Genomic DNA, 19,225 nt, shown 5'->3' with positions numbered 1-19,225 from the left:
AGCGCCGCAGCCTGACCGATTTCGCTCACCGCCGTTGCGCCAGCATGGCAAGACGGATCAAGGCCCGCTCCATCACCGCCATGGTCGGTGCGCGCGAAGACGAGCGCAGGGTCAGATCGGTATCGGTCAAAATACCCAAGGCGGTCTCAAGTTTATAGACACCCCAGCCCTGTGCCTGCCGGGTCATACGGTCGCGACGTGGGCCAAAAATCGGCGGACGGGCGCGGGCAATGCCGGAGGCCGCACCGCCGGGGTCAGACGCCGCCGCATGAAGCGCGCGAAAATGGCGCATGGTGAAAATGGACAGCGCGACCGGGTCAATGCCCTGCCCCTCGATCTTGATCATCAACGGGCCAAGCTCGGCAGTACGCCCTTCGGCGACGATATTCAAAACATCATCCACCTCCGCCTCGGAGGTTGCGGGGGCGCAATTTTGCACATCTTCGCTGGACACGGGCGAGGGGTCACTAAGTTTATAAAGCGACAGTTTCTCAAGCGTTTGACGGAAATCTCCGGGGTCGATGCTACGCGACAAGGCCTCGATGTCCACCATCGCCTCGCGGGAAATGTCTTGCACGCCTGCCTTTTTCAACGTCGCTTCGATCTCTGCGCGCGACGGAGGGTCGGCGTAAATTGCGACGCAATAGGCGCTTGGATGGCTTTCAAACAATTTGCGCAGTTTCGAGGTCGCTTTCAGGCTCCCGGCGGTGACAATCACCTGCGCATCGCCTTCGCGCCAATCAAACAGCGCCTCTTTCATCGCATCGGCCACTTGGTCGGTTGCGTCCTCGACAAAGGCGACACGGGGACCGGGGAAAAACCCCTGTGCCTTCATTGCGTCCATGAGCATGGCTTTGTCTTTGCGCATCTCCGCCCCGGACATCCGGGTCAGGCGCATTTCCTCTTCGCCTTGTGGGCCAATCAGCGCTTCAATCACCTCTTGTCGACGCAGCGCGATCCGCATCGCGTCCGGTCCATAGAGCAAAAGCCCGGCCTTTTTCGGGTCGGGCTTGGCAAAATATCCAATCGCATCGCGGGGCGAGAGTTTCATTTTTGCATCTCAACGGTGGTGATGAGTTTGCTGACCATTTGATCCGCCAAGATCACCATCAACCGCTCATAAGCATCGCGGGGGGCGGTGATCGCATCAACGGTCGAGCCGGTAGCGGAATAGGCGGTGAAGCTGGAAACGTCGCTTTTGGTCAAGATGCGCTCGGTTTGGATCTCGGTCAGAGTGAAGCTGACTTTGCCTTCAATGTGATAGCGGGTGATTTCCTGATCGCGGGTCAGGCCAATGGCATGTTCGGTGGTCGAGATGTCATAGCTCAACCGATAAAGCGGCGTGGTTGTCGGGCCAAATACGGTGCTGAGCCGATTGGCCAGAGCATAGCTTTCGCGATCCGATGGGGCGTCCACATCGACATGACCGCGCAGCGCAGCCGCGGTCCCGCCCGGCGCATAGGCGGGGGTAAACCCACATCCGGCCACCGCCCCCAAAGAGGCGATGGCAAAGATCAGGAAAGTGCGGCGATCAAACAACGACATTGACGATGCGGCCCGGAACAACGATGAGTTTCTTCGGCGACCCACCATTGAGCGCCTTTTTCACAGCATCGTTTTCCAAGACCAGCTTTTCAACCTCTTCTTTCGGCATCTCCTTCGGAACGGTGATTTCGTCACGCCGTTTGCCGTTGATCTGGATCGGAAGGGTCACGTTGTCCTCGACCAACATCGCCTCATCGGGGATCGGCCAAGGGGCCTTGGTCACCAAGCCATCGCCACCCAAAAGCGCCCACATTTCCTCGGACACATGCGGTGTCATGGGAGACATGAGTTGGGCCAGGGTTTTCAGCGCAAAGCGTTTCGCCTCACGTCCGGCTTTGGATTTGGCGATGGTGTTGGTGAAACCATAGAGTTTGGCGATCGAGGCGTTAAAGCCAAAGGACTCGATGCCTTGGGTGACCTCCAACATGGCCTTATGCGCGCTCCGGATCAGGTCCTCGTCGTCTTGGCCCTGTTCCGGGGTTTCACCCAATTCCGCCACCAAACGATAGACCCGTGCGAGGTGTTTGGACGACGCTTCCGCCCCTGATGCGGTCCATTCGACATCGCGTTCGGGAGGTGAATCGGACAACACAAACCAACGCGCCGTGTCGGCCCCGTATTGTTTGATGATCTCAACCGGATCGACCACGTTGTTTTTCGATTTTGACATTTTGGCGGAAGGGATCACGTTGACCCGCTCGCCTGTCTCTTTGACAAACACGCCGCCGTCGCGCTCTTCGACCTCTTCGGGGTAGTGATAGATCGTACGATCATGCGCGCCTTTGCGTTCGGCATTCTCGTAGATCGCGTGGGTCACCATACCTTGGGTGAACAGCGCGTTGAACGGTTCGCGGGACTTGTCCGGCAAATGTCCGGTTTCGTTCATCGCGCGGGCGAAAAAGCGCGAATAGAGCAGGTGCAAAATCGCATGTTCAATGCCGCCGATATATTGATCGACATTCATCCAATACTCCGCATCCTCGGTCACGGTTGGCGTGGTGGCGCGCGGCGCGGTGAAGCGGGCGTAATACCAAGAACTGTCGACAAACGTGTCCATCGTGTCGGTTTCGCGCAACGCATCGGCACCGCATTTCGGACAGGCACAGTTGCGCCATGTCGGATGACGATCCAGCGGATTGCCCGGTTTGTCAAAGGTGACATCGTCGGGCAGCTCAATCGGCAGGTTCTCTTTTTTCTCCGGCACAACGCCGCAGGTTTCGCAATGCACCACAGGGATCGGACAGCCCCAATAGCGCTGTCGCGACAGGCCCCAATCACGCAGGCGATATTTGGTGACGCCGTGGCCCACGCCATTGGATTCACAAAACGCGATGGCCGAGTTCACGCCCTCGTCGCCGGTTTGAACCTCATCACCCGCAAAGCCGCGCGTGTAGCGCACGGTGTCGGTTTTCAGCGGCGTGTAGGCCTCTGAGGTGTTCAACGCGCCTTTGATCGGTTCAAACACATAATGGATCGGCAGGTTGTATTTGGTGGCGAATTCAAAGTCGCGCTGGTCATGCGCCGGACAGCCAAAAATCGCGCCCGTACCGTAATCCATCAAGATGAAGTTGGCGATATAGACCGGCAATTCCACCGAGGTATCAAAGGGATGGCGCACAGTGAGGCCGGTGTTAAAACCAAGCTTCTCAGCCGTTTCAATCGCCTCTTCGGTGGTGCCGCCTTTGCGGCATTCTTCGCAAAACGCGGCGATCTCTGGATTGCTGTCGGAGAGATGTTTCGCCAGCGGATGATCGGCGGAGATGCCCACGAAGGACGCGCCCAGCAACGTGTCGGGGCGAGTGGTGTAAACCTCGATCCGGTCATGATTGTCCGGGCCATCCACCAAGGAAAAGGCAAATTGCAGCCCGCGCGATTTGCCGATCCAGTTTTTCTGCATGGTTTTGACCTTGTCCGGCCACTGATCCAGATGATCAATCGCCTGCAACAGGTCTTCGGAATAATCGGAGATTTTAAAGAACCATTGGGTCAATTCGCGCCGCTCGACCAGCGCACCAGACCGCCAACCGCGCCCGTCTTCGACCTGCTCGTTCGCCAAAACCGTCATATCCACCGGGTCCCAATTGACCACGGCGTTCTTGCGATAGACCAAGCCTTTGGCCAGCATGTCGATGAACATCGCCTGTTGTTGGCCGTAATATTCCGGGTCACAGGTGGCAAACATCCGGGTCCAGTCGATTGAGAGGCCCAGCGGCTTCATCTGATCGACCATCGTGTCGATATTGGCGTAGGTCCATGTTTTCGGATGCCCGCCTGACGCCATCGCGGCGTTTTCCGCCGGCATCCCAAAAGCGTCAAACCCCATCGGGTGCAACACATTGTGCCCGGTCGAGGATTTGTAACGCGCCACAACATCGCCCATCGTGTAATTGCGCACATGACCGATGTGAATGCGCCCCGATGGGTAGGGGAACATCTCAAGCACATAGTATTTCGGCCGGGTCTCATCGCGCGTGGCGAGAAACACCTCGGCCTCATCCCAGGCCTGTTGCCATTTCGGTTCGATCTCACTTGGCGCGTAGCGGCTCATGCGGGTGTCCTTTGGATGGTCAGTCAAACGCCGAGCCATTCAGAGGCCCGGCGTGGTCGCAAACGTCATAAAACGTTGGTGGCTTGGGGTCCAGAGGCGATCAAATCACATGGACCTGCAACATGGATTGTCTGTCATTTGCCAGAGCGCAACTGACGCGCGCGGGTCAGAATGGCGTCTTCGACGGCGTGAATGGTTTCTTGGCTAACCGCGCCGCCTTTGGTGTAAAGCGAAATGTTTAGCGTGCGCGCGTCAAGCGCCGGGTCGGTGACATGGATCACCGCACGGTAAGCGCGTCCGCCACCCGGAGGGGTGCCATAGCCGGTGATGATCACGCCGGTGAACGGATCGGCCTCTTGCACGGGCAAAAAGGACAAGACGTCCAAAGCGGCGTTCCAGATGTATTTGTTGACCTGAACTTTGTCTTCAACCGACCCGCGCCCGCCGCCAAAGATGGTGCGGCGTTTGGATTGTTCGATGACAATGGTCTCACCGTTGGGAATCTCGACAGCCTGACCTGTGGATTTGGTGTCGATGACGTCGCCCTCATCCGTGGTGGTCACTTTCGGCCCGCCCGAAAAGGGACCGGACCCGATGGAGCCCGCGCTGCCACCCAGAGAGCCAAAGCTGTCAAACCCGCCACAGCCCGCAAGCGTCAGAGTTGCGGCACAGGCGGTGATCAAAACAAAGGTACGGCGAAACATCAAAGGCTCCCTCTTAGGTATCGCGGCAACCGTATCGCTCGCCGGGAAAAGGAACAAGGGCTTCAATGTGTAAAAGCGATGAGACAAAAGGAAAGGGCCGCCCCGAAGGGCGGCCCTCAATTGATCTTCTAAACTTCTAAGAAATTAGAAGGAGAAGGACAGAGCCAAGGTGGCGCCGGATTTCAGCTCGTAGCCGCCGAGACCGGTGTCGATGTCGTCAGTGGTAACTGCAGCAGCGTTGTTTGCGTCAGCATAAGAAGCGAGGAAGGATGCGCCGCCACCGAGGTCGTATTCTGCAACAACGTAAGATGCATAGTCGTTGTCGGACACGGAGTCACCGTCGATGTAACCAGCAGTCACAACCAGACCAGAACCGAAGTCATATGCGCCTTCGAGAGCGTATTCAGCTTCGCCGAGGAACTCTTCGTTGTAGTATGCAGCAACGGTGATCGGGCCGTCGGAGTATTCAGCGGACACGCCGTATGCTTCTTCAGAGTCAACGGAAGCGAAGTATGCACCGAGGGTCACCGGACCAACCGGGTAGGAAACGTCAATGCCGTAGCCGGTTTCGTTAAAGTAATCCATGACGGAGAAGTTGAATTCTGCGCCAGCCAAGGTGGTGCCGAGGTTCACAACGGTCATTTCCAGAACGTCGTCGTAGAACAGGCCAGCGTCAACCATGCCGAATTCTGCGCCGAGGTAGAGTTGTGCGCCATCCAGATCACCGTCGTTGGTGCCTTCGCCTGCGCCATCGTCAACGACGACATAGGACAGAGCGCCGGAAACCATGCCGAAGGAACCTGTGACAAGGATACCAGCGGTGGTGCCTGCGTAGTCAGCAGCTTCGTCGAACGGTGCGAAGAAGTCGTTGTCGTACAGAGCGGACACGCCGGAGAAGGACGCGTATGCGGTGTCAACGTCGCCGAAGGACAGGGCGAACATGTCGTTGGACAAGGTCAAAACCCAATCAGAGGAGTCGACAGTGCCCATGGAGTAGGTGGTGTCGGTGTCGCTCTCAAGGTCGATGTCGAGCGAAGCAGAAGCGGTCCAGCCGTTGTTCAGCTCTTGGGAGAGGTTCACAGTGAGACCAGCGTCGTAGTATGCGCCGTCGTTCCAGTCATCGTTGTAGCCGAGTTCTGCGTCGCCAGACCAGGTGACTTCAGCGGAAGCGGCGCCTGCGAGCAGAGCGATCGCTGCGGAGGAGAGAAGAATCTTTTTCATTTTTTGCCCTCGTGGAATTTTTGAGTATCAGGCATGCCGGCTAACCCGACACATGGGCATTGAAATGCGCCGAGATGGGTTTTGGGTCAAGCAAACGCGCTCTTGGTTGGTAAGCTCTCCCAAAAATGATGCAACTTCGCCACACACCTGTTGCATGGGGGGTGAAACCCGCCTTATGAAATCCAATGAGAGTGGTTGGTTATGCCGAAGGGGACAGATATGGGATTGGCCGAAATCAAACAGCGGATCGTCGACGAAGCCACGCGCTGTGGCCGCAATCCGCAGGATGTGTGTCTGATTGCTGTGTCGAAAGTCCAGCCGGATGATCGAGTCGTCGCGGTGTTGGAACAGGGGCATCGGGTTTTTGGTGAAAACAAGGTGCAGGAGGCGGCGGGCAAATGGCCCGGCTTTAAAGAACGTTTTGCCGGTGTGGAATTGCATCTGATCGGTCCGTTGCAAACCAACAAGGCGCGGCAAGCGATGGAGCTGTTTGATGTGATCCACACATTGGATCGCCCGAAATTGGCCAAAACCATTGCGCGGTTGGCGGATGAGACCGGCGCTTGTCCGCGCCTTTATATACAGGTCAACACAGGGGCCGAGCCGCAAAAGGCCGGTGTGTTGCCCGAAGAGGCCGATGCGTTTATCAAAGACTGTCGCGATCTGGGGCTGTCGATCGAGGGTCTGATGTGCATTCCACCCGCCGATGAGGAGCCGTCTTTGAACTTTGCTCTGCTGGCCAAAATCGCCAAGCGCAATGGGATCAAAGGTCTGTCCATGGGCATGTCCAATGATTTCGAAACCGCGATTGCCCAAGGGGCGACGCATGTGCGGGTTGGCTCTGCGATCTTTGGCGAGCGGGCGTATGAGGTCTGACTATTGAGTATTTAGGCTGCAATGAAGGCAGGCTTAGCGGACAATCAACCGGGTTGCGGGGCTGATCCGCTCTGCGATCCATCTGAGGTGATCGGCGCGAAAGGCGACGCAGCCCTCGGTTGGATGGCGCGGTTTGCGCCAGCGATGGATGAAAATCGCCGAACCTTTGCCGGGGGTTGCCTCTGGCCAATTCCAATTGGTGGTGAGAACCACATCATATAAACGATCGCCCCGACGCATTTTTTCGTGGCTGGCTTTGAACGGTGCGCGCACCAAATGATTGTAGCGGGGGTGATCCGAGGCGTCGCACCACAGGTCGCCGATGCGGATTTTGGTGCCTCGCAGCGCAGGTCCGCGGTCCGCTCTATAATAGAGTTCCGCGATCTCATGGGGGCCAATCGGTGTGCCGCCATCGCCTTCGTGCTTGTCCGTAACGATGCCGCCCTTGCCGATGGAGCAGGGAAACCGCCGCCCCATGAAGCGCGCGCCCCAACGGGTGACGACAAGATCATGCGGTGTGATCGTCATAGCAAATGCCCGGATTTTTTTGCCTTGGTGGCCAGATAGGCGGTGTTGAACCGGTTTTTGCCCACCATAAGCGGTACGCGTTCGGAGACTGTGATCCCCTGTTCTTCCATGCGCGCGACCTTGGCAGGGTTGTTGGTCAAAAGGCGAACGGTGGAAAATCCCATCTCTTTGAGGATCGCGGCACCAATGCGGAAGTCGCGTTCATCATCCTCGAAACCAAGCCGGTGGTTGGCCTGTACCGTGTCAAACCCCTGATCCTGCAACGAATAGGCACGCATTTTGTTGGCGTGGCCAATGCCGCGGCCCTCTTGGTTGAGATAAAGCAACACGCCCGCGCCGACCTCGCCCATTTGCGCCAAGGCCGTGTTCAACTGAGGTCCGCAATCGCATTTGAGCGATCCAAACAGATCGCCGGTGAAACAGGCCGAGTGCAGCCGCGCCAACACGGGTTGGTCGCGATCCGGGCGGCCAATCTCGACGGCAAAATGTTCCTCGCCGCCATCATCGGGGCGAAACACATGCACACGACCGGCCTCTGAGGCGACCAGTGGCACGCGGGCATGAACCACGTCATGCAAAGGCGCGAGGTCGGCCATGAACGGCATGGCTTGGTCCACCGGGATCACCGTCAGGCCATTTTGTGCTGCGAGGTCCAAGGCGTTTTCGACCTCGACCAGGATCGCGGCGGGCAAGAGGCGCGCCGATTTGGCCAAAGCAATCGCGGCCCGCGCCGCCGTTGCATCACCGCCGCGCGCCGATTGAAAGGGACCTTTCATCGGATGGGTGAGGTCATCGGCGGGGTCTGCGACCGCCTCGATCCAAGTCACATCCACGTCTTTTGGCAGGATCAGCCGCGCCAGATCACCATCATAAGCGCGCGCATTTAATGTTTCGGCCCGCCGTGCGGTGATCGCCAAATGCGCCGTGCCCAGCGAGGCGAGATCCGCAAGCCGCGCAACCGAGACCCCTTCGGCGGCCACGGCAAGCGCGGCACCAGTGGCGGTTTGCAAGACCACAGGCACGCCCATCCGCAAATCCGCGCGGGCGCGGGCGACACGTTCGGCAAGGGAGGGCGCTAGGCTCATTGGGGCAATCCGGAGTGATTTCAGACCCTTCATGTAGCGATCTTTGACATAAAGTGAAACATTTCAGGTGAATTTGACACGCTTGCGTGAGCACAGTGTTGCAAATCTTGTCGAAGCGGACCGGCGAGCGCACATCACAATCAAGACACAAACAAAGGAGGTCACTGTGATGGCCACTCTCAAGAAGATTCTGCTTGTTGACGATGATGACGATCTGCGCGAAGCGCTGAGTGAACAGCTTGTCATGACTGAAGATTTCGATGTGTTCGAAGCCGACAGTGGCGCCTCCGCCATGGAGCGCGCCAAGGAGGGGCATTATGACCTTATCATGTTGGATGTTGGACTGCCGGACACGGATGGGCGCGAGCTGTGCAAACGCCTGCGCAAATCCGGGGTGAAAGCGCCGATCCTGATGCTCACCGGTCATGACACCGATGCCGACACCATTCTGGGTCTTGATTCCGGGGCCAATGATTATGTGACCAAGCCGTTCAAATTCCCGGTGCTTTTGGCCCGCATCCGCGCCCAATTGCGCACCCATGAACAATCGGAGGCGGCTGTGTTCCAGCTTGGGCCATATACGTTCAAACCGGCACAAAAGATGCTTGTTACCGAAGATGACAAGAAAATTCGCCTGACGGAAAAAGAGACCAATATTCTCAAATTCCTCTATCGGGCTACCGAAGGTGTCGTTGCCCGCGATGTGCTGTTGCATGAGGTTTGGGGTTATAACGCCGGGGTGACCACGCATACGTTGGAAACCCATATTTACCGGCTGCGTCAGAAAATCGAACCCGATCCTTCCAATGCGCGGCTGTTGGTGACCGAATCCGGTGGCTATCGCTTGGCGTCCTGACCCGGCGGAGCAAAAGCCCCACCTTAAGCCCCTGCGCATCGGGGATCGGATGCGCGTTCCCTCTCCCTCGTTTCCTCAGGCCCGGCTGATCTCAGTCGGGCCTCTTTTTGCACGTCTTTCGGGTGGCGCCCGGCGGTTCTGCGCTTTAGCTTTGGGCAAACCTAACGAGGACCCCGATATGCCCTTTACCCTTGCCACTTGGAACATCAACTCCGTCCGCCTGCGCGAAGCCATCGTTTGTAAGCTTCTCGAAGAGGAAGCGCCCGATGTGCTTTGCCTTCAAGAATGCAAATCTCCGGTCGATAAAATCCCGATGGATCAGTTCCGCGCCCTTGGCTACACCCACATGGTCGCGCGTGGACAAAAAGGCTATAACGGTGTTGCGATCCTCTCAAAGCTGCCGCTGGTGGATGCGGGGGGCGAAGATTATGCCAGCTTGGGTCACGCTCGTCATGTTGCCGCCAGGTTGGAAACCGGTGTGACGATCCACAATTTCTATGTGCCTGCCGGGGGCGATGTGCCGGACCGTGAGATCAACGAAAAATTTGGGCAAAAGCTCGATTACCTGACCGAGATGCGCGATGCGTTTCACGCCAGTCGCCCGGAAAAATCCATTCTCGTTGGCGATTTGAACATCGCGCCGCGTGAGGATGATGTGTGGAACCACAAGAACCTGTTGAAAATCGTGTCGCACACGCCGATCGAGGTCGAACATTTGGCCGAAACGCAGGAGTCTGGTAATTGGGTCGACGTCACTCGCCAAGATATTCCCGAGGGCCTTTTGTATAGCTGGTGGTCCTATCGCGCCAAAGATTGGGACGAGGCCGACAAGGGACGTCGTTTGGATCACGTCTGGGCCACGTCGGATATTTCCAACGCCGGGCATGGGTCGCGTGTGCTGCGCGCCGCGCGGGGATGGGACAAACCATCGGATCATGCGCCCGTATTCGCCACCTTCGACCTTTAATTTTCAGCACACAAAGCGCATATAGGGCCAAGCAAGCAGATAAGGGAGACCACTGATGGACCTGGGTCTAACAAACACCACCGCGACCGCCCCGGATGCGGGCACCTATGTCAAAGACGTCACAGAGGCCGATTTCATGGCCGAGGTGATCGACGCCTCGCAAGAGGTTCCTGTGATTGTGGATTTTTGGGCGCCTTGGTGCGGTCCGTGCAAAACGCTTGGTCCGGCTTTGGAAGCGGCTGTGAATGCCGCCGGGGGCAAGGTCAAAATGGCCAAAGTCAACGTCGATGAAAACCAAATGATCGCGGGTCAGATGCGCGTGCAATCCATTCCCACCGTCTATGCCTTTTTCAAAGGTCAGCCGGTTGATGGCTTTCAAGGCGCGCTGCCTCCGTCGCAAGTTGCTGAGTTTGTAAAGAAAACCGCCGATCTTGCGGGAGATGGCGGGCTGGCCGATGCCGTGGCTGCCGCTGACGAGATGTTTGATCTCGGTGAGATCGACGATGCGGCGCAAACCTACGCGGCCATCCTTGAAGAAGATCCAAACCTCGCCGCCGCCTTCGCCGGTCTCGCCAAATGCCATGTCGCCAAAGGCGAGATTGATGAGGCCGAGGCGGTGCTTAACGGGATGCCCGCAGAGCTTGCCCACACCGCCGTGATTGAGGGTGTCCATGCTCAAATCGCACTGGCGCGTGAGGCCGAAAATGCCGGACCTGTCGCCGAATTGACCGCAAAAGTCGAAGCCGATCCCACGGATATGCAGGCGCGTTTGGACCTTGCTGTTGCTTTGCACGCCAATGGCCAAATTGAAGAATCTGTCGATACGTTGTTGGCCGCGTTCAAATTGGATCGTGACTGGAATGAGGGCGCGATCAAGGAACAATTGTTCAAGGTTTTCGACAGCCTCAAACCAAACGATCCCATCGTTTTGGCTGGGCGTCGTAAATTGTCCTCGATCATATTTGCCTGATCGGTTTGGTGCTCTAAGTTAGAGCCATGATAACAGCCGCCGATCTTCCCAAAACCATTGCGATTTTCCCGCTGACCGGGGCGCTTTTGCTGCCCCGGTCTCGGTTGCCGCTGCATATCTTTGAGCCGCGGTATTTGCAGATGATCGAAGATTGCATGAAAACCCCGACCCGGTTGATCGGCATGATCCAGCCGCGCAGCGGGGCAGGGGAGGGCAAACTCAATTCCATCGGTTGCGCTGGCCGCCTCACCGGGTTTTCCGAAACCGAAGATGGTCGCTACATGATCACCCTGTCCGGCATCTCGCGCTTTCGTTTGGGACAGGAGAGCACCGGGTTTTCGCCCTACCGCAAATTCGATGTCCATTGGACGGATTTTGCCGCCGATCTTGGACCTGCCGAACATGACCCTTGTCTGGATCGTCGGCATTTTATTTCCCTGCTGCGCCGGTATTTTGACGAAGAGGATTTGCGCACCGATTGGGAAAATCTGGGGCGCGCTGAAGATGAGCTATTGATCAATTCCCTGTCCATGCTGTGCCCCTTTGGCTGTGAGGACAAACAGGCGCTTTTGGAAGCGCCGTCTCTTTCCACCCGACGCGAAACTCTGATAACATTGATCGAATTCGCTCTCAGAGGCGGCAACAACGAGGATATGATGTAATGGGTGCCCCATCCGAACCGCAAACGCCGCTGTTTGACCGCCGCATGTTGGAGGCGCTTGTCTGTCCACAGACCCATGCGACGCTGATCTATGATGCCGAAGCGCAGGAATTGATTTCCAAAACTGCAGGCCTCGCCTATCCGATCCGCAACGGCATCCCGATCATGTTGGTCTCAGAGGCGCGTAAAATCGACAGCTGACGGGGCGGTTTAAAGCGCACGCCCCTGCAACAATTTCGGCAAATCGCCATTCACCCCGGCCGCCTCTCGGATCGCGGCGCGGCGCAGGCCGGTGATCGAATTGACCATACCCATCCCCATGTCGCGCGCGATGCGCAGGATTGGATTGTCGTTTGAGAACAGCTTGTTAAAGCTGTCTGTCATCAAAGCCATGGTGGCAATATCAAACCGCCGCCATTGACTGTAGCGGGCCAAAACATCTTCGCGGCCAATGTCTTCGCCACGCCGATGCGCGTCCACAATCACTTCGGTCAATGCACCAACGTCTTTGAGACCCGCGTTCAAACCCTGGCCTGAAATCGGGTGCATCCCATGCGCCGCATCGCCGACCAAGGCCACGCGCGGGGCGTAAAATTTGTTCGCCAAGGTGATGTTGAGCGGATAGGCGAACCGATGACCAACCAAAGAAATCTCGCCGAGGAAATCGCCAAACCGCGGTCGCAAAACAGCCATGTAATCGGCATCAGACAGGGCCTGAATATCCCCGGCCATCTTGTCCTTTTCGGTCCAGACAATCGAACTTTGATGGCCCGGCAAGGGCAGGATCGCCAAAGGCCCGGATGGCAAGAAAAACTGATGCGCACAGCCGTGATGCGGCAATTCATGGGCGATCGCACAGACCAGCGCCGTTTGGCCATAGCCCCATCCGGTGCGGCCAATCCCGGCGCGCTCGGCCGTGCCGGATTTTCGCCCGTCACAGCCAACAATCAGCCGCCCGGACAGCACGGTCCCATCGCTCAGCGTCACCTTTGCCCCATGGGCATCAATCTCCTGCGCGGTGACCGTGCCTTCGATCTGGGTGATCTTGGCCTGGCTATTCAAAGCGGTCAAAAACGCCTGCCGGAGATAGCGGTCCTCGACCATGTAGCCCATCGGGCTTTCGTCAATTTCGCCGTCGCGAAATTCCAACATAAACGGCGCGGGGCCTTCGCCCGGTTTGCCGTCCGTGACCTTCACGTCCAAAATCTCTTGCGCATGAGCGGCCACTTTGGGCCAAATCCCGATGGCCTTCAAAAGCCTTTGAGAGGACAAGGACAGAGCATAGCCGCGGCCATCAAAGGCATCACTGGCGCGTGCCGCTTGCGGCAAAGAGTCAATCAAACTCACGCGCAACCCAGCATTCGCACAGGCCAGCGCCAAGGCCGGGCCATTGAGACCGCCGCCGATGATGATCACATCGCTTGAAGGGGTAGAATTCTGGGTCATGACGATCTCCCGAGGGTCTATGCGGACTGGGCTAAATATGATGCACAAGACCGGATTGTCCATGCGTTCATCCGTCGCTAGGTTGGCCCAAGGCACGATCCGGGACGTGCCTTGGGCACGAAAGGAAAACCAAATGGCCGATTTCAAAGACATGAGCATGTGCGATTTGGGGCGCGGCATTGGCGCGGGCGACATTGATCCGCGTGATCTGGCCGCCGATTTTCTGGATCGTGCGGCCTCTCACCCTCTCAGCCCCCGTATCTATGCCCGCATGATGGCGGATCGTGCTTTGGCCGAGGCTGAGGCCGCCGCCATGCGTGCTCAAAACGGCGTGCGGCGTGGTCTTTTGGACGGTGTGCCCGTGTCATGGAAGGATCTTTTTGACACCGCTGGCGTGGCGACCGAAGCCGGCACCGCGCTGTTGAAAGACCGCATTCCCAGCCGTGACGCCGAAATGGTCCGCCGGGGCGCGCTGGCCGGGCTGGTGGCCTTGGGCAAAACCCACATGTCGGAACTCGCCTTTTCCGGCCTTGGCCTCAATCCGATCACCGCCACCCCGCCCTGTATCAACGATATGGAGGCGGTTTCGGGCGGGTCGTCCTCTGGCGCTGCGACCTCCGTCGCCTTTGGTCTCGCCCCCGGTGCGATTGGGTCGGATACCGGGGGCTCGGTGCGTATTCCCTCTGCGTGGAACGATCTTGTGGGTCTGAAAACCACCGCCGGACGGCTGTCTTTGCAGGGTGTCGTGCCCCTTGCCGCCACGTTTGACACAGTCGGCCCGCTGGTCAAAACCGTCGAAGATGCCGCCGCGCTGTTCGCCATTCTGGACGGCACATCCGCCCCCGATCTCAAAGGCGCAACGCTCAAAGGCAAACGGCTCTTGATCCTCGACTCCGTGGTGTTTGACGACATCCGTGACGCGCCCCTTGCCGGGTTTGATGCCGCTGTGACCAAATTCAAAGATGCCGGTGCCGAGATTCACCGCGCCCGCGTGCCCGCCGTGGAGGCGGCCATGGACCTGTCTGGCATCCTTTTCACCGTCGAAGCCTATGCCGAATGGCGTGATGATATCGAGACCAATCCCGACGTGATGTTCTCGCGTATCTTGGAGCGGTTCCGGGCGGGCCAGACCTTTAGTGGCGCGGATTTCGTGGCCGGTTGGAAAAAGCTTGCCCATCTGCGTGCGGAGTACCTTAAGGCCACGGCGGGATATGATGCTGTCATCCTACCCACCGCGCCGATCTTGCCGCCCAATGCGGAGCGGTTGATGACGGACTCCAACTACTATGTGACTGAAAACCTTTTGGCTTTGCGCAACACACGGGTGGGCAATTTGATGGGACTGGCGGCGCTGACCCTGCCCACGGGCGTGCCGTCTTGTGGGGTCATCCTGCAAACGCCGCCCAATACCGAAGCGCAGCTGTTGCGGCTTGGGGCAGCGGCGGAGACGGCACTGGCCTAAAAGCCACAACTGCGACACGGCCCCCCCGATGTGCGGCGTCTTTTGCTGGACCCGGAGGCCCACGCCCGCTATCCTGATCGCAATTACCCGGGCAAAAGATCCGGAAACACGAGGCAGTAGCAGTTCCATGACGTTTCCTGAGCGGTTTTCAAACCTGCCAGACTATGCGTTTCCGCGTTTGCGGAACCTTCTCGACGCTCATGCGCCGGGCGGTGAGGTGATGCATATGACCATTGGCGAACCGCGTCATGCCATGCCCGATTTTATTGGCGAGGTTTTGGCCGAAAATATCGCGGGTTTTGCCAAATACCCCAACAACAACGGCTCTGACGCGTTGTTGAGCGCGATCTCAAACTGGATTGCGCGCCGCTTTGGCGTGACGGTTGATCCCGAGGCCGAACTCATGGCGCTGAACGGGACCCGCGAAGGCCTGATGAATGCCTGTCTTGCGCTCTGCCCGGAGAAAAAGCATGGCAAACAGCCGGTCGTTTTGATCCCGAACCCGTTTTACCAAGTTTACGCCGTCGCCGCCGTGACCATTGGCGCCGAACCCGTGTTTGTGCCCGCCACTCGGGACACCGGGTTCTTGCCCGATTACGCCAGCTTGCCCGCCGAGGTGCTTGAGCGCACCGCCATCGCGTATATCTGTAGCCCGTCCAACCCGCAGGGGGCCGTGGCCTCGCGCGACTATCTGCGCGCCTTGATCGCTTTGGCGGAAAAGCACGATTTCAAAGTGTTTGCCGACGAGTGTTATTCCGAGATTTACCGGGACGCGCCGCCCACAGGTGCGCTTGATGTGGCCCGTGAACTGGGGGCCGATCCCGAACGCGTGGTGATTTTCCATTCCCTGTCCAAACGTTCCAACCTTCCGGGGCTGCGTTCGGGGTTTGTTGCCTCAGGGGCGCAAAACATCCACCATATCCGCCGTTTGCGCGCCTACTCTGGCGCGCCGCTCCCCGATCCGATCCAGGCGGTGTCCGCGCGGGTTTGGGCCGACGAGGATCATGTCATCGCCTCGCGTGCGCTCTATGCCGAGAAATTCGACATGGCCGATGAGGTGTTCGCCGGCATTGATGGTGCCGCCGCCCCCGAGGCCGGATTTTTCCTCTGGCTGCCCGTCAAGGATGGCGAAGAAGCGGCGATGAAGCTTTGGACACAGACCGGCGTTCGGGTTTTGCCCGGCGCATATCTTTCGAGGGACGTGGATGGGGAAAACCCCGGCGCGTCATATATCAGGGTCGCCCTTGTGGCCCCAATCAACGAGACACGGCGCGGGCTCATCAAGCTCCGCGACTGTTTGTACACATAAAGAGGCAGGCATGGCATCCTATCAGGCACGTGGTCGCGATCCGCTTTTCGACAGAAACACCCAAGCCGTTTTGGAGCGGCGGGGGAAGGAACTTATTGGGCTTGGCCTGATCGTAGCGGGGGTTTTATTTGCCCTGATGCTCGGCTCCTATGTGCCCGAAGATCCAAGTTGGCTGTCCGCCACCGATGCGCCTGTGCGCAATGTTTTGGGTCGGTTCGGCGCCTCGATTGCCTCGCCATTGATGATCATCGTGGGTGCCGCTTCCTGGGGATTCCCTCTGGCGTTTCTGGCGTGGGGGCTGCGGTTTGTCCTGCATCGTGGGGCCGAACGTGCGCTGACGCGGGCCGTGTTTGTGCCCATCGCCATTGCCGTGGCGGCGGTCTATGCCTCGACCCATGCCTCCACCGCGCCACAAAGTTTTGGCGGCCTGTTCGGGGATACGGTTTTGGCCGCATTGATCCAAATTCTGCCCTTAGGACAGGGGTTTAGCCTTAAGGCCCTCTCTGTCCTGTCGTTTTTTGGCACCCTTGCCCTGATGCTTTTTGCCTTTGGCTTTGTTGTCCGCGAATTGCTTGCGGGTGGGCGTTTTTTGCTGATCGGTGTTGTGTCGCTCTATGCGCTGGTGTTGCACCTTTTGGGTCGCAGTGCACGCGGGTCGATGACGGTCGGGCAACGTTTGGCCCAAAATGCCGCGCAACGTCGCGATGAGCGCCGCCAAGCTGCCGCCGAACTTGCCGAATTTGAAGCGGCTCAGACCGCACAAGCTCAGCCGCGTCCGGGCCGCGTGTTGCGTGCGCCGATGCCGGAAACTGCGCCACAGGCCGCGACTTACCCTGTGGAATACGACCCCAAACCCTCGCTTTTCGCCAAGATGCCGGGGCTGTTGAAACGCACCGCACCTGACGATTTGGAACCGGAATTGATTGAACGCGACGAGGCCCCGGATGTTTATGTTGCGCCGGGTCAGGACGATCGCATTCGCTCCAAAATCGCCAATGTGATCAGTGCCCGGTCGCGCGTTGGGTCGCGCGAGGCTCCGGCGGTTACGGAGCGGGTTGAACCGCCGCTCACCGCCGCACAAAAGGCCGCTGCGAAATACAAAAAGGGTCCGAAGCCGATGATCTTGGCGCAGGCCGAGCGGCCGCAGCCGGTGGTTGCCCCCTATGTGGAAACCTATGCTGAGGGCAGTTTGGAGGATGACGCTTATGCTGATCCCTTTGCTGCCGATGAGTATAACGATGAGTATAGCTATGAGGCCGTCGACAGCTTTGCTGAGGAGGTCTATCCAGAGGCGGATGAGGTCGAAACTCCGGACTATCTGAGCGCGCAGCCGCAGCGGTATGAACCGCCAAAACCCGCGGCCCCCGAGGCCAAGCGCGTGGTGCAACATCCGGTACGCAAACCTGTTGCCCAGTCGAAACAGGCGCAAGCCGAGGCGCAGCCTGCGTTGAAATTCGACCCGAAAGAGGCCCAATACGAGGTGCCGCCGCTGTCCTTGTTGGACAACCCGGTCAATATCGTGCGCCACACGCTCTCGGATGAAGCCTTGGAAGAAAACGCGCGGATGTTGGAAAGCGTGTTGGATGATTACGGCGTTAAGGGTGAGATCGTTTCGGTCCGCCCCGGCCCGGTTGTCACCATGTATGAACTTGAGCCCGCGCCGGGCCTCAAAGCCTCGCGGGTGATCGGCCTCTCGGACGATATTGCGCGGTCGATGTCGGCGCTCTCCGCGCGTGTGTCCACGGTGCCGGGGCGGTCGGTGATCGGGATCGAATTGCCCAATGATCACCGCGAAATGGTCAGCTTCCGCGAAATCCTGTCGACCCGCGATTATGGCGATGGCAAATTGTCCCTGCCTCTGGCGTTGGGCAAAGACATCGGCGGTGATCCGGTTGTCACCAACCTCGCCAAAATGCCTCACCTTTTGATCGCTGGGACCACCGGCTCCGGGAAATCCGTGGCGATCAACACGATGATCCTTTCATTGCTCTATCGGCTGACGCCGGAGGAATGCCGCTTGATCATGATCGACCCGAAGATGTTGGAACTTTCCGTTTACGACGGCATTCCACACCTTTTGTCGCCGGTTGTGACCGATCCGAAAAAGGCCGTGGTCGCGCTCAAATGGGCCGTGGCGGAGATGGAAGATCGCTACCGCAAAATGTCCAAAATGGGCGTGCGCAACATCGACGGCTACAATGGTCGTGTTAAAGAAGCGCTGGCCAAAGGCGAGCTGTTTTCGCGCACCGTTCAAACCGGGTTTGACGACGAAACCGGTGATCCGATCTTTGAAACCGACGAGTTTCAGCCCGAAACCTTGCCCTATATCGTCGTCATTGTGGACGAGATGGCCGACCTGATGATGGTCGCGGGCAAAGAGATCGAAGCCTGTATTCAACGCCTTGCGCAGATGGCGCGGGCCTCTGGTATTCACTTGATCATGGCAACGCAACGCCCGTCAGTCGACGTCATCACGGGTACGATCAAGGCCAACTTCCCGACCCGGATTTCGTTCCAGGTGACATCGAAAATCGACAGCCGCACCATTTTGGGTGAACAGGGTGCCGAGCAACTCCTTGGCATGGGCGACATGTTGTACATGGCGGGGGGCGGTAAAATCCAACGCTGCCACGCGCCGTTTGTCTCCGACGAAGAGGTCGAAAAAATCGTTTCCTATCTCAAAGCCTACGGTCCGCCTGATTATGTCGGTGGCGTGGTTGAGGGGCCGGATGCGGATAAGGAAAGCGACATTGACGCGGTGCTGGGCCTGTCCGGCGGCAACACCGACTCGGAAGATGCGCTATATGATACGGCCGTGGCCATCGTGATCAAGGACCGCAAATGTTCGACCTCCTATATCCAGCGCAAACTGGCCATTGGCTATAACAAAGCGGCGCGTTTGGTGGAGCAAATGGAGGACGAGGGTGTCGTTTCCTCGGCCAACCATGTTGGAAAACGCGAAATTCTTGTTCCTGAACAATGACATATCACATCACGCCAAAATCCGCGTGATGTGATCTAAAGAGAGGTGAAAGGGCGTGCGCAAA

The 19,225-nt window shown here is 58.2% G+C and carries 17 protein-coding genes; 9 read left to right on the top strand and 8 right to left on the bottom strand.

Translation table 11 applies throughout. The annotated features are described in order from the left end of the window. Positions 1 to 25: 25 nt before the first annotated feature. From holA to BLT54_RS08825, 5 genes are all read right to left on the bottom strand, one after another. Positions 26 to 1,051 carry a DNA polymerase III subunit delta gene (holA, locus tag BLT54_RS08845; RefSeq protein ID WP_074643759.1) on the bottom strand — a complete coding sequence of 342 codons (1,026 nt, stop codon included), beginning with the start codon at positions 1,049 to 1,051 and terminating at the stop codon, positions 26 to 28. Continuing rightward, entirely contained in the window at positions 1,048 to 1,545 is a 498-nt protein-coding gene (lptE, locus tag BLT54_RS08840; protein ID WP_074643757.1) for an LPS assembly lipoprotein LptE, read from the bottom strand. Before lptE ends, holA begins: the two co-directional genes overlap by 4 nt. Further along, positions 1,532 to 4,093: a leucine--tRNA ligase gene (gene leuS, locus BLT54_RS08835; RefSeq protein WP_074643755.1), complete on the bottom strand. Its 2,562-nt coding sequence runs from the start codon at positions 4,091 to 4,093 to the stop codon at positions 1,532 to 1,534. The genes lptE and leuS overlap by 14 nt, the downstream gene beginning before the upstream one ends. Before the next feature lie 134 nt (positions 4,094 to 4,227). After that, on the bottom strand, positions 4,228 to 4,797 hold the full coding sequence (locus tag BLT54_RS08830; protein ID WP_074643753.1) for a DUF3576 domain-containing protein: 570 nt from the start codon (positions 4,795 to 4,797) through the stop codon (positions 4,228 to 4,230). A gap of 144 nt (positions 4,798 to 4,941) precedes the next feature. Further along, positions 4,942 to 6,018 (bottom strand): porin, encoded by a 1,077-nt coding sequence (locus BLT54_RS08825; protein ID WP_074643751.1) that lies wholly within the window; start codon positions 6,016 to 6,018, stop codon positions 4,942 to 4,944. 219 nt (positions 6,019 to 6,237) lie between these two features. Between BLT54_RS08825 and BLT54_RS08820 the strand changes: the two genes are divergently transcribed. Continuing rightward, the gene (locus BLT54_RS08820) at positions 6,238 to 6,894 is read left to right on the top strand and encodes a YggS family pyridoxal phosphate-dependent enzyme (protein ID WP_074643748.1); all 657 of its coding nucleotides are present in this window, start codon (positions 6,238 to 6,240) and stop codon (positions 6,892 to 6,894) included. A 33-nt stretch (positions 6,895 to 6,927) separates the two neighbouring features. Here the strand turns inward: BLT54_RS08820 and BLT54_RS08815 are convergent, their stop codons facing one another. Both BLT54_RS08815 and ribA read right to left on the bottom strand, forming a co-directional pair. After that, positions 6,928 to 7,422, bottom strand: a complete 495-nt coding sequence (locus tag BLT54_RS08815) for a L,D-transpeptidase family protein (protein WP_083351767.1) — start codon at positions 7,420 to 7,422, stop codon at positions 6,928 to 6,930. Further along, positions 7,419 to 8,507, bottom strand: a complete 1,089-nt coding sequence (ribA, locus tag BLT54_RS08810) for a GTP cyclohydrolase II (RefSeq protein WP_074644426.1) — start codon at positions 8,505 to 8,507, stop codon at positions 7,419 to 7,421. The genes BLT54_RS08815 and ribA overlap by 4 nt, the downstream gene beginning before the upstream one ends. A 169-nt stretch (positions 8,508 to 8,676) precedes the next feature. On the opposite strand from ribA, the gene BLT54_RS08805 reads away from it, so the two are divergent. The 5 genes from BLT54_RS08805 (at position 8,677) to BLT54_RS08785 (ending at position 12,162) form a co-directional block, all read left to right on the top strand. Next, positions 8,677 to 9,363 (top strand): response regulator transcription factor, encoded by a 687-nt coding sequence (locus BLT54_RS08805; protein ID WP_009570577.1) that lies wholly within the window; start codon positions 8,677 to 8,679, stop codon positions 9,361 to 9,363. A 178-nt stretch (positions 9,364 to 9,541) separates the two neighbouring features. Further along, positions 9,542 to 10,330 (top strand): exodeoxyribonuclease III, encoded by a 789-nt coding sequence (locus BLT54_RS08800; protein WP_074643746.1) that lies wholly within the window; start codon positions 9,542 to 9,544, stop codon positions 10,328 to 10,330. Between the two features lie 52 nt (positions 10,331 to 10,382). After that, positions 10,383 to 11,300, top strand: coding sequence for a thioredoxin (gene trxA, locus BLT54_RS08795; RefSeq protein WP_074643745.1), 918 nt, complete (start codon positions 10,383 to 10,385; stop codon positions 11,298 to 11,300). 26 nt (positions 11,301 to 11,326) lie between these two features. Next, the gene (locus tag BLT54_RS08790) at positions 11,327 to 11,962 is read left to right on the top strand and encodes an LON peptidase substrate-binding domain-containing protein (protein ID WP_074643742.1); all 636 of its coding nucleotides are present in this window, start codon (positions 11,327 to 11,329) and stop codon (positions 11,960 to 11,962) included. Then, entirely contained in the window at positions 11,962 to 12,162 is a 201-nt protein-coding gene (locus BLT54_RS08785; protein ID WP_074643740.1) for a Trm112 family protein, read from the top strand. Before BLT54_RS08790 ends, BLT54_RS08785 begins: the two co-directional genes overlap by 1 nt. 9 nt (positions 12,163 to 12,171) lie before the next feature. Here the strand turns inward: BLT54_RS08785 and BLT54_RS08780 are convergent, their stop codons facing one another. Continuing rightward, positions 12,172 to 13,407, bottom strand: a complete 1,236-nt coding sequence (locus BLT54_RS08780) for an FAD-dependent monooxygenase (RefSeq protein WP_074643737.1) — start codon at positions 13,405 to 13,407, stop codon at positions 12,172 to 12,174. A 133-nt stretch (positions 13,408 to 13,540) separates the two neighbouring features. Between BLT54_RS08780 and BLT54_RS08775 the strand changes: the two genes are divergently transcribed. The 3 genes from BLT54_RS08775 to BLT54_RS08765 all read left to right on the top strand — a co-directional run bounded on the left by BLT54_RS08775 (position 13,541) and on the right by BLT54_RS08765 (position 19,161). Beyond that, positions 13,541 to 14,869: an amidase gene (locus tag BLT54_RS08775; protein ID WP_074643735.1), complete on the top strand. Its 1,329-nt coding sequence runs from the start codon at positions 13,541 to 13,543 to the stop codon at positions 14,867 to 14,869. A 127-nt stretch (positions 14,870 to 14,996) separates the two neighbouring features. Next, on the top strand, positions 14,997 to 16,178 hold the full coding sequence (locus tag BLT54_RS08770; protein ID WP_074643732.1) for an aminotransferase class I/II-fold pyridoxal phosphate-dependent enzyme: 1,182 nt from the start codon (positions 14,997 to 14,999) through the stop codon (positions 16,176 to 16,178). 10 nt (positions 16,179 to 16,188) lie between these two features. Further along, positions 16,189 to 19,161: a DNA translocase FtsK gene (locus tag BLT54_RS08765; RefSeq protein WP_074643730.1), complete on the top strand. Its 2,973-nt coding sequence runs from the start codon at positions 16,189 to 16,191 to the stop codon at positions 19,159 to 19,161. Positions 19,162 to 19,225 lie beyond the last annotated feature (64 nt).

This window comes from Celeribacter baekdonensis, assembly GCF_900102315.1.
Taxonomy (GTDB): domain Bacteria; phylum Pseudomonadota; class Alphaproteobacteria; order Rhodobacterales; family Rhodobacteraceae; genus Celeribacter; species Celeribacter baekdonensis.
The sequence above is the reverse complement of the archived record's forward strand: the minus strand, read 5'-3'. Positions and strand labels throughout refer to the sequence as shown.

What these genes read in the sequence shown, in the direction of transcription:
- holA (WP_074643759.1), bottom strand. Translation starts at nt 1,051, where the DNA reads ATGAAACTCTCGCCCCGCGATGCGATTGGATATTTTGCCAAGCCCGAC.
- lptE (WP_074643757.1), bottom strand. Translation starts at nt 1,545, where the DNA reads ATGTCGTTGTTTGATCGCCGCACTTTCCTGATCTTTGCCATCGCCTCT.
- leuS (WP_074643755.1), bottom strand. Translation starts at nt 4,093, where the DNA reads ATGAGCCGCTACGCGCCAAGTGAGATCGAACCGAAATGGCAACAGGCC.
- BLT54_RS08830 (WP_074643753.1), bottom strand. Translation starts at nt 4,797, where the DNA reads ATGTTTCGCCGTACCTTTGTTTTGATCACCGCCTGTGCCGCAACTCTG.
- BLT54_RS08825 (WP_074643751.1), bottom strand. Translation starts at nt 6,018, where the DNA reads ATGAAAAAGATTCTTCTCTCCTCCGCAGCGATCGCTCTGCTCGCAGGC.
- BLT54_RS08820 (WP_074643748.1), top strand. Translation starts at nt 6,238, where the DNA reads ATGGGATTGGCCGAAATCAAACAGCGGATCGTCGACGAAGCCACGCGC.
- BLT54_RS08815 (WP_083351767.1), bottom strand. Translation starts at nt 7,422, where the DNA reads ATGACGATCACACCGCATGATCTTGTCGTCACCCGTTGGGGCGCGCGC.
- ribA (WP_074644426.1), bottom strand. Translation starts at nt 8,507, where the DNA reads ATGAGCCTAGCGCCCTCCCTTGCCGAACGTGTCGCCCGCGCCCGCGCG.
- BLT54_RS08805 (WP_009570577.1), top strand. Translation starts at nt 8,677, where the DNA reads ATGGCCACTCTCAAGAAGATTCTGCTTGTTGACGATGATGACGATCTG.
- BLT54_RS08800 (WP_074643746.1), top strand. Translation starts at nt 9,542, where the DNA reads ATGCCCTTTACCCTTGCCACTTGGAACATCAACTCCGTCCGCCTGCGC.
- BLT54_RS08790 (WP_074643742.1), top strand. Translation starts at nt 11,327, where the DNA reads ATGATAACAGCCGCCGATCTTCCCAAAACCATTGCGATTTTCCCGCTG.
- BLT54_RS08785 (WP_074643740.1), top strand. Translation starts at nt 11,962, where the DNA reads ATGGGTGCCCCATCCGAACCGCAAACGCCGCTGTTTGACCGCCGCATG.
- BLT54_RS08780 (WP_074643737.1), bottom strand. Translation starts at nt 13,407, where the DNA reads ATGACCCAGAATTCTACCCCTTCAAGCGATGTGATCATCATCGGCGGC.
- BLT54_RS08775 (WP_074643735.1), top strand. Translation starts at nt 13,541, where the DNA reads ATGGCCGATTTCAAAGACATGAGCATGTGCGATTTGGGGCGCGGCATT.
- BLT54_RS08770 (WP_074643732.1), top strand. Translation starts at nt 14,997, where the DNA reads ATGACGTTTCCTGAGCGGTTTTCAAACCTGCCAGACTATGCGTTTCCG.
- BLT54_RS08765 (WP_074643730.1), top strand. Translation starts at nt 16,189, where the DNA reads ATGGCATCCTATCAGGCACGTGGTCGCGATCCGCTTTTCGACAGAAAC.